The sequence below is a fragment of the Gulosibacter molinativorax genome, assembly GCF_003010915.2.
GTDB lineage: Bacteria > Actinomycetota > Actinomycetes > Actinomycetales > Microbacteriaceae > Gulosibacter > Gulosibacter molinativorax.
Map to the genome: position 1 here is coordinate 3,017,821 of NZ_CP028426.1, position 12,912 is coordinate 3,030,732.

Annotated in this window: 14 protein-coding genes and 1 tRNA gene; 9 read left to right on the plus strand and 6 right to left on the minus strand. The window is 63.3% G+C overall.

Annotated elements, in window-relative coordinates:
• The first annotated feature begins 10 nt into the window (after positions 1 to 10).
• From mqo to GMOLON4_RS14070, 4 genes are all read left to right on the plus strand, one after another.
• Positions 11 to 1,501 carry a malate dehydrogenase (quinone) gene (gene mqo, locus GMOLON4_RS14055; RefSeq protein WP_026937679.1) on the plus strand — a complete coding sequence of 497 codons (1,491 nt, stop codon included), beginning with the start codon at positions 11 to 13 and terminating at the stop codon, positions 1,499 to 1,501.
• 50 nt (positions 1,502 to 1,551) lie between these two features.
• On the plus strand, positions 1,552 to 2,184 hold the full coding sequence (gene udk, locus GMOLON4_RS14060) for a uridine kinase (RefSeq protein ID WP_026937680.1): 633 nt from the start codon (positions 1,552 to 1,554) through the stop codon (positions 2,182 to 2,184).
• 96 nt (positions 2,185 to 2,280) lie between these two features.
• Complete coding sequence (locus GMOLON4_RS14065; protein ID WP_026937681.1) at positions 2,281 to 2,907, plus strand: thymidine kinase; 627 nt, start codon at positions 2,281 to 2,283, stop codon at positions 2,905 to 2,907.
• 57 nt (positions 2,908 to 2,964) lie between these two features.
• Positions 2,965 to 3,537, plus strand: a complete 573-nt coding sequence (locus GMOLON4_RS14070) for an SRPBCC family protein (protein ID WP_051267289.1) — start codon at positions 2,965 to 2,967, stop codon at positions 3,535 to 3,537.
• 150 nt (positions 3,538 to 3,687) lie between these two features.
• Here the strand turns inward: GMOLON4_RS14070 and GMOLON4_RS14075 are convergent, their stop codons facing one another.
• Positions 3,688 to 5,133, minus strand: a complete 1,446-nt coding sequence (locus tag GMOLON4_RS14075; protein ID WP_035733592.1) for a DEAD/DEAH box helicase — start codon at positions 5,131 to 5,133, stop codon at positions 3,688 to 3,690.
• Positions 5,134 to 5,448: 315 nt separating this feature from the next.
• On the opposite strand from GMOLON4_RS14075, the gene GMOLON4_RS14080 reads away from it, so the two are divergent.
• Positions 5,449 to 5,616, plus strand: a complete 168-nt coding sequence (locus GMOLON4_RS14080) for a hypothetical protein (protein WP_156892059.1) — start codon at positions 5,449 to 5,451, stop codon at positions 5,614 to 5,616.
• Here the strand turns inward: GMOLON4_RS14080 and GMOLON4_RS14085 are convergent.
• The gene (locus GMOLON4_RS14085; protein ID WP_146137551.1) at positions 5,568 to 5,942 is read right to left on the minus strand and encodes a hypothetical protein; all 375 of its coding nucleotides are present in this window, start codon (positions 5,940 to 5,942) and stop codon (positions 5,568 to 5,570) included. The two genes, GMOLON4_RS14080 and GMOLON4_RS14085, sit on opposite strands and share 49 nt — an antisense overlap.
• Positions 5,943 to 5,985: 43 nt before the next feature.
• Here GMOLON4_RS14085 and GMOLON4_RS14090 point away from each other — a divergent pair, with 43 nt between their 5' ends.
• Complete coding sequence (locus tag GMOLON4_RS14090; protein ID WP_026937682.1) at positions 5,986 to 6,180, plus strand: hypothetical protein; 195 nt, start codon at positions 5,986 to 5,988, stop codon at positions 6,178 to 6,180.
• Positions 6,181 to 6,250: 70 nt separating this feature from the next.
• On the opposite strand, the gene GMOLON4_RS14095 is transcribed toward GMOLON4_RS14090, so the two are convergent.
• Together GMOLON4_RS14095 and GMOLON4_RS14100 are read right to left on the minus strand one after the other, a co-directional pair.
• The gene (locus tag GMOLON4_RS14095; RefSeq protein WP_026937683.1) at positions 6,251 to 6,556 is read right to left on the minus strand and encodes a hypothetical protein; all 306 of its coding nucleotides are present in this window, start codon (positions 6,554 to 6,556) and stop codon (positions 6,251 to 6,253) included.
• A 515-nt stretch (positions 6,557 to 7,071) separates the two neighbouring features.
• A tRNA-Pro gene (locus tag GMOLON4_RS14100) sits at positions 7,072 to 7,148 on the minus strand.
• Between the two features lie 174 nt (positions 7,149 to 7,322).
• Between GMOLON4_RS14100 and GMOLON4_RS14105 the strand changes: the two genes are divergently transcribed.
• Positions 7,323 to 8,471 carry an ISAs1 family transposase gene (locus GMOLON4_RS14105; RefSeq protein ID WP_106486788.1) on the plus strand — a complete coding sequence of 383 codons (1,149 nt, stop codon included), beginning with the start codon at positions 7,323 to 7,325 and terminating at the stop codon, positions 8,469 to 8,471.
• Between the two features lie 113 nt (positions 8,472 to 8,584).
• Here GMOLON4_RS14105 and GMOLON4_RS14110 read toward each other — a convergent pair whose 3' ends face one another.
• The gene (locus GMOLON4_RS14110; protein WP_245575520.1) at positions 8,585 to 9,370 is read right to left on the minus strand and encodes a metallophosphoesterase; all 786 of its coding nucleotides are present in this window, start codon (positions 9,368 to 9,370) and stop codon (positions 8,585 to 8,587) included.
• A gap of 148 nt (positions 9,371 to 9,518) precedes the next feature.
• Positions 9,519 to 12,074: a transglycosylase domain-containing protein gene (locus GMOLON4_RS14115; protein ID WP_051267192.1), complete on the minus strand. Its 2,556-nt coding sequence runs from the start codon at positions 12,072 to 12,074 to the stop codon at positions 9,519 to 9,521.
• 110 nt (positions 12,075 to 12,184) lie between these two features.
• Between GMOLON4_RS14115 and GMOLON4_RS14120 the strand changes: the two genes are divergently transcribed.
• The gene (locus GMOLON4_RS14120; RefSeq protein WP_026937561.1) at positions 12,185 to 12,370 is read left to right on the plus strand and encodes a DUF4177 domain-containing protein; all 186 of its coding nucleotides are present in this window, start codon (positions 12,185 to 12,187) and stop codon (positions 12,368 to 12,370) included.
• Positions 12,367 to 12,828, plus strand: coding sequence for a RidA family protein (locus GMOLON4_RS14125; RefSeq protein WP_026937562.1), 462 nt, complete (start codon positions 12,367 to 12,369; stop codon positions 12,826 to 12,828). The genes GMOLON4_RS14120 and GMOLON4_RS14125 overlap by 4 nt, the downstream gene beginning before the upstream one ends.
• The last annotated feature ends 84 nt before the right edge of the window (positions 12,829 to 12,912 follow it).

Below are 12,912 nucleotides of genomic sequence, written 5' to 3' on the forward strand. Positions count from 1 at the left end.
GGATAGCGGGGTGACGAACCCGAAGATTTATGACGCTGTCCTTATTGGTGGCGGTGTGATGTCGGCAACGCTGGCCACACTCCTCAACGAATTCGAGCCCGACTGGTCGATCAAGATCATCGAACGACTCGACGACGTGGCGCAGGAGTCTTCGGGCCCGTGGAATAACGCGGGTACGGGCCACTCGGCCCTCTGCGAGCTGAACTACACGCCCGAAAAAGACGGCAAGATCGACATCACTAAGGCGCTGCAGATCAACGAGCAGTTCCAGGTCTCGCGCCAGATGTGGTCGACCCTCGTGACTCGAGGCGAGCTTCCAGAACCCACCAAGTTCATCAACCCCGTCCCGCACATGACGTTCGTGACGGGTGAGGATAACGTCAATTTCCTCCGCCGCCGCTACGAGCTGCTCAAGGCGCAGCCGCTGTTCGCGACGATGGAGTTCAGCGACGACCCCGCGAAGATTTTCGAGTGGGCACCCTCGCTCATGGTGGGCCGTGAAAAGGACGAGGTCGTTGCCGCGACTTACGTCGAGCAGGGCAGCGACGTCGACTTCGGCGCGATGACACGCTTCCTCATCCAGAACGCGATCGACAACGGTGCCATCGTGCGCCTCGGCACCGAGGTCATCGACCTCCGCCAGCGCCCCGACGGCATCTGGCAAGTCGCGACGCAGGTTCGAAGCGGCGCGAACAAGGGCCAGAAGAACGTCACGCACGCCCGGTTCGTCTTCGTCGGCGCCGGTGGTGGCGCGCTCAACCTGCTGCAGAAGTCGGGTATCGACGAGGTCAAGGGCTTCGGCGGCTTCCCGATCTCGGGACAGTTCTTCCGCACCGACAACCCCGAGGTTGTCGCGAAGCACCAGGCCAAAGTGTACGCGAAGGCCGCGGTCGGCGCCCCGCCGATGTCGGTTCCACACATGGACACCCGCGTCGTCGACGGGCAGAAAGCGCTGCTCTTCGGCCCTTACGCCGGATTCAACACCAAGTACCTCAAGGAAGGGTCGCTCCTTGACATGTTCAAGGCGATCCGCCCCGGCAACATCCCGACTTACCTCGGCGTCGGCGCGACCAACATCGATCTCGTGGGCTACCTCGTGGGCCAGCTCGCAGCATCCGACGACAAGAAGTTCGCGGAAGTGCGCGCGTTCATGCCCGAGGCAAAGCGCGAGGACTGGCGCCTCATCACGGCGGGCCAGCGCGTGCAGGTCATGAAGCGGGATGCGGACGGCAAGCCGGTGCTCCAGATGGGTACCGAGGTTGTCGCCAAGGCTGACGGCACGATCGCAGGCCTCCTCGGCGCATCCCCGGGTGCCTCGGTCGCACCCGACGTCATGATCGATCTCGCGCTGCGCTGCTTCCCCGAGAAGTCGGCCGCGTGGGAGCCGAAGATCAAGGCGCTCGTGCCCGAGTACGGCAAGAAGCTCAACGACGACGCCGAGCTCGCGAAGCTCGTGCAGAACGACACCGCAGAGGTCCTCGGCCTCGCACAGATCCCGTAAGGGGAGTCGCGGATGCTTCGCGACGACATCGCCGCCCGAGGCGGTGCCCAATGAGCGCACCGTTTGTCGTCGGCATCGCCGGTGGATCGGGCAGCGGCAAGACTGCGCTCGCTCGATCCCTCGCGGAGCGGTTCGGCGAGGATTCGGCGCTAATCTTTCACGACAATTACTACTGTCGTCGGGATGAGCTGACCTGGGATGAGCGCAGCGCGGTCAACTACGACGAGCCCGCGGCGTTCGAGACCTCGCTCCTCACGGAGCATCTCGACCTACTCCTTGCGGGGCAGTCGATCGACGTGCCCGTGTACGACTACGCGCAGCACAATCGCTCGGAACAAACCGTGCGGGTGAATCCCGCACCGATCGTCTTCGTCGAAGGCGTCCTCGTGCTCTACGAAGAGGAGCTGCGCAAGCGCTTCGACCTGAAGCTGTTCGTCGAGACTGACGCCGATGTGCGCATCCTGCGCCGCATCAAACGCGACGTGCTCGAGCGTGGCCGCACGATCGAGTCGGTCGAGTCGCAGTATCTGTCGACCGTCAAGCCGATGCATGAGCGGTACGTCGAGTCCTCGAAGGTCTGGGCCGACGTCATCGTCCCGGAGGGCGGCTACAACCACGTCGCCCTCGAGACGATCGCGGGTGGCCTCGCGGCCAATGTCGCGAACCTGGCGAAGCGCACGTAGCGACACCGCGCATCCAACCGACACCACGCATTCAACCGACACCGCGCATCCAACCGACACCACGCATCCAACTAACTCTGCGAAAGGGAACCGCTCGTGGCCAAGCTGTACTTCCGCTACGGGGCGATGAACTCGGGAAAGTCCACGGTCCTGCTGCAAACCGCGTTTAACTACGAGGAGCGTGGGCACCGCGTGCTGCTCGCAAAGCCCGTGGTCGACACGAAGGGCGCGGATTCGATCTCGTCGCGGCTCGGAATGGACCGCGTCGTCGACTTTCTGATCGACGCCGATGACGACCCGCGCGAGCAGTTTCACGCGCGAGTGGGCGAGGACCCGGTCTCGTGCCTGCTCGTCGACGAGGCGCAGTTTCTCAGCGCGGCCCAGGTGGATGCGCTCTTTCGCATCGCCGTGCTCGACGGCATTCCGGTGCTGTGTTACGGCATTCGCACCGACTTCCAGACGGTCGCATTCCCTGGCTCGCGGCGGCTGCTCGAGATCGCGCACTCGATCGAAGAACTCAAGACCATCTGCCGCTGCGGTCGCAAGGCGATCATGAACGGCCGCGTCGTCGACGGGCAGTTCATTTTCGACGGCGATCAGGTCGCGATTGACGGCGGGCACGTGACGTACGAGTCGCTCTGTGGCCAGTGCTATCTGCGGGAGTCTGGCGGGCGGCTCGCGAGCGACGTTGTGGTCGAATCCCAGGCACCTTTACGGTCCTAGAAGGTGGATGCGCGCCTAGGCTGGATGGGTATCAGCGGCTATGCGAGAGGAACATCCATGTCTGATGAACTGCAGTTCGAGCGCGTCGATGCGGAGAGCGTGCAGCTGGAGGGGACGACCATCACCGTCGGCCGCCTCGTGCACGCACCTGCGTCCAAGATCTTTGCGGTGTTGAGCGATCCGGCGCAGCACGTCGACCTCGATCCGAAGGGCCTGAACCGTGCGCCGGACGGGGAGGCCCCCGAACGGATCACGGAGGTGGGGCAGCAGTTCACGCTCAACATGTATGCGGAGTCGCAGGGTGGCGACTACCGAATCACCAATAACGTGACGAAGTTCGAGGAAGACGTGGTCATCGGCTGGAAGCCGCAATCAGAGGGCTACGACAAGCCGTTCGGCCACCAGTGGACTTGGGAGCTTGAGCCCGAGGACGAGGAATCGACGTACGTGTCGCTGACCTACGACTGGGACGACATCACGAACGAGAAGTTCCTCGCCAACACGAAGTTCCCTATCTTCCCGATCGACTCGTTCAAAGCGTCCGTGGAGGCGCTCGCCGAGCTAGTCGAGGACGACTACGAGCGCGAGGATGACGGCGACTGGGACGACGAACTCGAGGACGAGCAGTAGGGTGCTGCGCGAGGTCGTCATTGCCGCTAGCGCTTGGCCGTGCGGGTGCTCGGGCAATGCTCGGCGCTGTAGGCACGGGGACCGGCGCCATAAAACGCGAAGGCGGGGCGACAGCGTGAGTGCTGTCGCCCCGCCTCTGCGTGGTGCTAGTTAGCGGGCTGCGCCGGAGCGCTGGCCGCCGCGGGGGGTACCGCCGCGCTGCCCGCCAGAACGTGCCGCACCGGAGCGCTGGCCACCCGAGCGCGATGCACCCTGCTGGCCGCGCTGCGAACCCGCACCAGCAGTAGCGCCGGCACCCTGGCCGCCACCACGCTGCGAGCGTGCTGCGCGCTTGCGACGCGCGTTCGCGCCGTTCGACGTACCCTGAGCCTGCTGCACGGGCTCGTTGCCGACGCCGGGGCCACCCGGAACCGGTGCCACGTGCGGCGCCTGCTCGCCCACGAGGTCGAGCACGAACGGCGACTGCGAGTCCGCGAGGCGCGGCTGCACCGAGATCTGTGCGCGGCGCAGCAGCTGCTTCGTGTCCTGACGCTGCTCGGGCAGCATGATGGTCACGACATCACCCTCGGCACCTGCGCGGGCGGTACGGCCCGAACGGTGCAGGTAGGCCTTGTGCTCGGCCGGCGGATCGACGTGTACGACGAGCTCAATGCCGTCGACGTGCACACCGCGGGCGGCGACGTCGGTCGCGACGAGGACGCGCACATCCCCGCCCGAGAATGCCGCAAGGTTGCGGTCGCGCGCGTTCTGCGAGAGGTTGCCGTGCAGATCGACCGCGGGGATACCCGCGGCGGTGAGCTGGCGGGCAAGCTTCTTCGCCTGGTGCTTCGTGCGCATGAAGAGGATGCGGCGGCCGGTGCCGCTCGCAAGCGTGCGAACCAGCTTGGTCTTTTCGCTCGTCGACTCAACCTCGTAGACGTGGTGCGTCATCGCGGCGACGGGGGAGTTGGCCTCGTCGACCGAGTGCACGGTGGGGTTGTTGAGGAAGCGCTTCACGAGCTTGTCCACGCCATTGTCGAGCGTGGCCGAGAACAGCAGGCGCTGGCGGCCCGCCGGGGTTGCGTTCAGGATGCGCGTGACGACGGGCAGGAAGCCCAGGTCGGCCATGTGGTCGGCCTCGTCGAGGACGGTGACCTCGATGTCGCCGAGGTCGGCGATGCCCTGTTTCATGAGGTCGTCGAGGCGGCCTGGGCAGGCGACGACGATGTCGACGCCGTTGCGGAACGCGCGCTCCTGCGGGCCCTGCTTCACGCCGCCGAAGACGGTCGTGACGCTGAGTCGCTTCGCCGCGGCGAGCGGTGCGATGACATTTGCGACCTGGGTCGCAAGCTCGCGGGTCGGGAGCAGCACGAGGCCCTTGGGGCGGCGTCCCTCGCCGGATGCACGCTTCAGCTCGGCGACGCGAGCAACCAGCGGAATGGAGAATGCCAGGGTCTTACCCGACCCGGTCTTACCGCGACCAAGCACATCCTTGCCAGCGAGCGTGCTCGGAAGCGTGGCCTGCTGGATGGGGAATGCGGTCGCCTTGTTTGCAGCCTCGAGGACTGCGACGAGGTCGGCGGGAACGCCGAGCTCGGCAAACGTAGTGGACGTCATAGACGTGTGGATGCCTTTCGGATTGCACGCAACGAACATGCAGCTCGAGCGAGCTGATCCCTGCGGCAACGGTGATGGCTGATCCTGGACGGATTGGGCCGTTGGCACTGTTGTTGAGAGCGCGCCTCGGCGATGCAATGGGATCGCGGGCGGGGGACGTTACGAGTGTCAGGCGGCTCGGATCGGCCGCACAGAATTGCAAGTCTATCAGGTGGGATGCGCGCACTCCCAGGTTTGTAAAGACTGGAAGCGCAGACGATGAGGAACTCGGGCTCAAACTCGGTGGACGTAACCCTTTGGTGTGAAGATTGAAGCGTGACGAACCAGGCTCCCGACCTGATGGAACGCATCCGCCGACCGGTCGTCGTGATCATCGGCGTATTTCTGGTGTGCGCCGCGTTGCGCGTCTTCGAGTATGCGGTGCTACGGACCGATCAGTCGCCCATCGCCGAGGCGATCGTGCACAAGCTCGGGGCATTGTGATCCTCGCGCTCGCGATCATGTGGACCGGGCTGACCTGGCAGGGCATCGGCTTCATCCGCCGCGGCGCATTGCGGTTCACACTGTAGGGGCTCGCGCTTGGCGTCACGACGTTCGCCGTTGCCTACGGAGCCGAGATCATCATGCTCGCAGCCCAGGGCCAAACGGTCGGGATGCAGGTCTACGTGGATGGGTTCGACCTTGCGGGCGAGCCCGTGGCACGGACGGGACTTTGGTTTTTCGTCCTGTGCATTTTCGCGAACATCGTGAACGTGGTCATGGAAGAGGGGATTTTCCGCGGCTTGTTCATCCGCGGTCGCCGGATTCAAGTTCGCGCTGCTCCTGAAGCTCTCGGGGTCGTTGTGGACGCCGATGGCGGACCACTTCGTGAACAACACGGTGGTCAACCTGGTGCACGTGGTCGGAACCGGGGGCGTCGATGAACTGCAGGTGGTGCGGATTTCGATCGCGCAGACGCTGTCGTTCGTGATTGTGCTCGTGCTGTTCTTCGCGACGAAGGCGTGGCGAAAACCGACGTTCCGCGAGCCTGGCTGGTTGAAGGAGTAGCAACGCTGCTGGTGAAGGATTGCGGGAGCCACACGGGACTCCTCAATCCTTCATATCCATGCACTCGTGCTTACATCGCGGCCAGGCGACGGGAGAAAGTAGCTAACGCATCCGCGATGTCGTGCGCATCAGCATTTTCGTCTTCCGCAGCGAGTCGAGTGGTGATCCAGGTGCGCGCCAGTGTGGAGGCAGGCAAACCCGCCTTCTCCGCAGCGGCTTCCAGCGCTGTATATTCTGACTCTCCAAGTCGAATCGAAAACACGCGCGACCGTTGCCCACGATGCGTGATTGTTGTGCCGTCGCGCAAAGGCGCATCGATGTGCTGTTCTGCGTATTCCGCTTCATCGCGCAGTTGATCTTCAATATTCTTTTTCATGGCATGTCACCTCCCGTTTTGTGGCGACGCTGATCGATGGAGTTGGCGGGCCAGTCGTTCACCCCGTACGTGACACCTTCGTGAATGCGGATGATCACGGTGAGGAGGCGACCAGTCGTTGCGGAGCGACCACTCACGCGGACGCTGGCTCCACTTAAGCTCGAAGGATCCGGATCAAAAGTGACTGACAAGGGATCCGCAAGCGCTTCATCTGCCTCCTTTGACGACACGCCGTGGCGCCGCTTCATGTATTCATCGCGGTGCGTCCAATTCACCTGATGCGCATGCTCCTATTGTATGACGGTTTGTCATACAACGCGAAAATTCAAAGGACGTCTTGACCGAGTGATTGAAAGTGGAGACTGGACTGTCGCGGCTATAGTCTCGACTTATCTACACGTTTTGGCTGATATGCCGTCGTGTCCCGATCATGTCTAGACGGCGTTCTCGTGGTAGCGCAGAAATAACAAACCCCCGGAACTTCCGCGTTATTTCAACGGAGTTCCGGGGGTTGCTGGTCGGGATGACAGGATTTGAACCTGCGACCCCGTCGTCCCGAACGACGTGCGCTACCAAACTGCGCCACATCCCGATGTCGTCAACTGACAACTCAACGATACTAGCGTAATTTCGTGCGGGATGCATATCGGCCAGGGCTCTTTCAAAGTCCTGGATGAGGCGTGCGCGCGGCGTGGCCGCTTTTAACCGATGAGAACTCCTGTTAATCCGGTGGTTACCACAACCGTTGGAACACAGGAGTTCTCACATGTCATCATCGTTGATCGACCTGATTTGCGCCACCACCACTGCTCCGACCGACTTCGAGGCTGTCCCCGAAATCGATTTCGAGGCCCTCCGCAATCTCCTCGCGACCACCCCAGACCCACGCTCCCGACGCGGCTGCCGGTACGAATTCGCGGAACTCCTCAGCATCTTCGTGGCCGCGGTACTCTGCGGCGCAAAATCCCTCACCATGATCACCGAATGGGCCGCCCACCAAGCCCAAACCCGGCCGTTCCCATCAGGACGAACCCCCTCCCTCGCCACGATGCACCGCGTCGCGACCAGCGCCGACCCGGTCTGGCTCGACGAACACTTAGGCGCGTGGACCCGCAACCAGCACTCCGTCACCAGCAAGGTCGTCGCCATCGACGGCAAAGAAGTCCGCGGCGCGAAACACGCCAACGGGCAACGCGTGTTCCTGATGGCCGCGTTCGATCACGGTACCGGCTGTGTGATCGAGCAAGAACCCATCCCGGAGAAAACGAACGAGATCCCGCACTTCCCGATCCTGCTCGCCAGGCTCGGTGACCTGCAGGGGATGATCGTCACTGCGGACGCGCTCCACACCCAAACATCCCACGCACACTGGTTACACGAGCACGGCGCACACTATGTCTTCACCGTGAAATCGAACCAGCGAGCACTGCGCGATCGGATCATGCAGCAGAACTGGGCCCACCACCAACCCGGCTTTCTCGACACCGAGAAGAAACACGGCAGGATCACTCGCTGGGAAGCGACCTGCCTGCCCGCCCCGACGCGAATCAGGTTCCCGCACGCGGCACAAACAATGCGATTGACGCGCGACCGCACCAACCCCCGCACCCGCGAGTCCACGCGCGAGCACGTGTTCGTGATCACCTCGCTGCCACCCGAACAGGCCAGCCCCGCCGCCCTAGCGAGCTACATTCGCGGGCATTGGGGTATCGAGAACCGGTTGCATTGGATCCGCGATACCGCCTACCGCGAAGATGCTTCCCAGGTCCGTACCGGCAACGCCGCGCACTTGATGGCCACGATCCGAAACCTAGCGATCACCGTGCACCGTTTGGCTGGCGCGACGAACATCACCGCGGCCCTGCGCCATGCTGGCACACGCCCGAACACGATCAGAACCATCACCGGACTTTGAAAGAGCCCTGGCATATCGGCGCGTTTGCTCGTTTCGATACGCCGATTCGCGGCTACTCAACGAGCGCGGTGGTCGCAGCTTCGCGGCTACTCAACGAGCGAGTATTCGGCGTTCTAACGAGCTTTTGGGACGAGGCGCAGGAGCGTCGCCTCGGGCGGGCAGAAGAGCCGCACGGGGGAGTAGATCGACGTGCCGAGACCTCGCGACACGTGCAGCGGCGCGCTACCGCTGGCGGCCTCCCACGTCGAGAGCCCGCCAGCCTTCTCGGTCGGCAGATCGCAGTTCGAGACGATCGCCCGTCCACCCGGGAGGCACACCTGGCCGCCGTGCGTGTGACCGGCGAAGATCGCATCCGCCCCGACCTCCGCGACGTACGGCGTGAGGATGCGCTGGTACGGCGCATGCACGAGCCCCAGGGTCAGATCCCACTCGGCACCCGCAGAGACGCCACGGAGCGATTCCAGCGCCTGTGGCAGGCGATCCACCTTGATGTGCGGGTCGTCGACGCCGACCGTTCGGATGCGCAAGCCACCGGCCTCCACAATCTCGGCCCGGTTGGTGAGATCGACCCATCCGAGATCGTCAAAGAGCAGCTCGCGAAGCGCGCGTTCGTCGAGGTCGCGGACGCGTTTCGGTTGCGGGCGTCTCGGCATGAGATACGTGAGCGGATTCTTGAAGATCGGGCCGAAATAGTCATTCGACCCAAACACGGAAAGCGCCGGAATGCCACGGAACGGCTCGAGCATCTCGGCGAGGTGGGGGAGCGCATCCTTGTGGCCGAGGTTGTCGCCGGTGGCGACAATGAGATCGGGACGCAGCTCGGCGAGCGACTGCACGAAGCGCTGCTTCTTGCGCTGGCCGGGGGCGAGATGGAAGTCGGCGAGGTGGAGCACATCCACTGGTTTGCTGCCGGCGGGCAGGATCGCAAGCTCCTCGCGCCGGAGCGTGAACCGACGGCGTTCGATGCCGATGGTCCATGCACCGACGGCGAGGCCGCCGGCAGTTATGCCAGCGGCCCCGACGAGAAGGTTGCGAAGAAGCGAGTGCTTATTCAGCTTCGATCACCACTTCTGAGTCTGGTGAGACGGTGGCGCCAGCCGCGGGAGTCGTGCTCTTGACCTTCCCGTCTTCTGGTCCGTTCCACTTGAAGGTGACGCCGACATCGCCCAGGCCAGCATCGGAGAGGGCAGTCACGGCCTCGTCCTTGGTCATGCCGCCGATCTCTGGCATCGGCACGCCTTCAACCTGGTTGTCGCCTTCTGCGCCCTTACCGTTCGAAGGGCGGATCGTCACGGTTGAGCCCTTGGGCGAGCGAGTTCCGGATGACGGGTTCGAGGACGCGATTGTGCCTGAGGGCTGATCCGAGTCGGTCTCGTCACCGACCGCAACCTTGAACCCGGCGGCCTCGAGCGTCGAGGTCGCCTCCGACACCGTCATGCCCTTGACATCAGGCACCATGACGTTTTCGACCTTGAGTGATTCGGCGGGTGGGTCCGGGAATGCCTCGGCGCCGTATTCGGGGATCGCGCTCGCCATGATCGCGTTCGTGATCGGGTGACGGGCATTGTTGAGGCCGGCGTTGACCGTGGACACTCGGATGTAGTCATTCGGGTCCTCGGGGTCGCCGCCGTCAACGAGAACCGGACCAGCGTTGCCCACCCAGACCGCGGAGGCCACACCGGTGGTCGACGCGATCATCCAGGTGTCGAGGTCGTCATCCGCGGTTCCGGTCTTACCAATGATCGGCCCGAGGCCGGGGTTCGACTGGGTACCCGTACCGCTGTCCATCACGGATTCCATCGCGTATGCGACACCGTGGGCAACTTCGGGGCTAATGGCCTGTTCACATTTGCTTTCGGGCGGTGTGATCTCGGTGCCATCGCGCAGCGAGATGCTGGTGATCGAGATCGGCGAGCAGGACACGCCGTCATTTGCGATCGCCGCGACCGCGGTGGCCATCGACAGTGGCGCAACTTCGTTCGCACCAAGGATGGCAGCAGGGGTGGTGTTGTTCGGGTTACCGTCGGCGCGGTGGGCGCCGAGCGCCATCGCAATGTCGCCGGTCACACACTGGTCGAGCTTTTCACCCATCGCGACATACGCGGTGTTGATGGAGTTTCGTGTCGCCTCGACCGCATCCATCGAACCGTACTTCTGGCCCGCGTAGTTCTGCAGGGTCCAGGAGCCGCCCCAGGGACCGTTGCACGAGTCTTGGAAATTAGAGAGGTTGAAGGTCGTCGGCGCCGCGTTGATGGATTCACGCAGAGAATGGCCGGATTGGAGCCAGTTCGCCAACGTGAAGATCTTGTATGTCGATCCCACCTGGAAGCCGCTCGAGCCGCCGTAGTTGTAGTCGGTGTTGTAGTTCACCGCGGTGAGGGCAGGGTTGTCCGCTGCAGCGTCTGTCTCGTCGAACTCCTTGTTCTGCTGCATTGCGAGGACGTGCCCTGTACCGGGCTGCACGACCGAGGCCGCGGCACCGATGTCCATGTAGTCGAGCGACTGCGGGACGTTGCTGTCGATCGCGTTGGTGAGGTCCGCCTGCAGGTCAAGGTCCAGCGTAGTGTCGATCTGGTAGCCCTTGGTCTGGAAGTTGAAGAGGCGTTCCTCGTAGGTCGAACCGAACGCGGGGTCGTTCAGGATCGTTTTCTGCACGTAGTCGCAGAAGAACTGCGAGTTCTCCTCTGCGTTCATGCAGCCGTGCTGAGTCGGCGTGATGTTCGGCTCAATCGGGGTCGCGACCGCTTCCTCGTACTCGGCCGTCGTGATCGCGCCCTCGTCTTCCATACGCATCAACACGTAGTCGCGGCGAACCTTACTGTCTTCGAGGTTCTCCGGGTAGTCGATCCGGAACGCATTCGGGTTCTGCACCATGCCGACGAGCGTCGCGGATTCGGGCAGCGTGAGGTCCTTGGCGGGCTTACCGAAGTAGTACTGGGCGGCCGACTCGATGCCGTAGGTCTGGCCACCGAAGAGGGCAATGTTGAGGTAGCCCTCGAGGATCTTGTCCTTGTCGTTGTACTGCTGCTCGACACCGATCGCGAGGCGCATTTCCTGGAGCTTTCGTCCCATGGAAACCTCGGTCGCTTCCTCGTACGCCTGCTGCTGCTGCACGGGGTCGAGAATGGCCTCTGCCGCCTGCACGCGCTGGTTGCGGACGTACTGCATCGTGATGGTGGATGCACCACCACCGTCGTCGCCGATCAGGCCGACGACGAGCGCGCGGGCCGCGGAAATGACATCGACACCGCCGTGCTCGTAGAAGCGCGGGTCCTCGGTCGAGACGGCGGCCGCGGCCACGTATGGCGAAATCTGGTCGAGGGGAACCTCGACGCGGTTCTGCGAATAGAACTCGGCGATCTTTTCTCGTTCACCATCCCTCGTCGCGTAGAGCTCCGTCTTTTGCTGCAGCGGTTGAATCTGCAGGTAGGAAGGAAGCGATTCGAAGAGGGTAATCGTGGAGTTCGCGGCGACGCCGGCGACCGCGATTACTGGCGTGATCAGCGCCGCAACGAGGACACCAGCGATACCGCTCATGCCCAACATGCCCAGCACGGTGGCTAGGACATTGCGCTTTGGCGCAGTCGAGGAGTTCTTAGACATAGGAACTAGGGTAAAGCGAAATGATCAATACGGTCACGGACTCCCAGCTTTGGTTCGCTCCAAGCGCTTCGCGAAGTGGTGCCGTCTGACCGCCAATGAAAGGCCGCTCATTGCAAAAATGGGAGTATTTCATCACGCCACTGCCTGTCCACACCCCGGGCGCAATCCTGAACAATTGGGGCAAGCAAGGGTGGGAACTCGTACAAATTGTCATGAACGAGCAGGGCGGCTCGGTCGCCTACATGAAGCGACCGCTCGACGCCGAACCAACCACAACTGAGGAGACCAACGGATGAGCCGTATTGAAGAAAAGCTAGGCCAGATGAGCGTGAGCCTGCCTCCGGTGGCAGCGCCCGCAGGTGCCTACGTTCCTGCCCTTGAACATGATGGGCTCGTCTACACGTCTGGCCAGCTGCCATTCGTCGAGGGCTCGCTCCCCACGACCGGCAAGGTTGGGGCCGAGGTATCGCTCGAGGATGCACAGGACCTCGCGGCCGTCTCCGCGCTGAACGCGCTCGCGTCCATCAAGCAGGTCATCGGCGACCTCGACCGAGTAACCCGTGTGCTCAAGGTCACGGTCTTTGTCGCGTCGGATGCATCCTTCACGGCCCAGCCGCAGGTCGCGAACGGTGCCTCGGAACTGATCGGTGAGGCGTTCGGCGAGCTGGGCAAGCACGTGCGCTCGGCGGTCGGCGTCGCGGTGCTGCCGCTGAACTCGCCGGTTGAGCTCGAAGTCACCGTCGCCTACGAGTAATCACAAGGTCCTCGAAGCGTCGAAGGTCCTCGAGTAACCACAAGGTCCTCGAGTAGGCCGAAGGCCGTATCGAGAGGCGAGCCG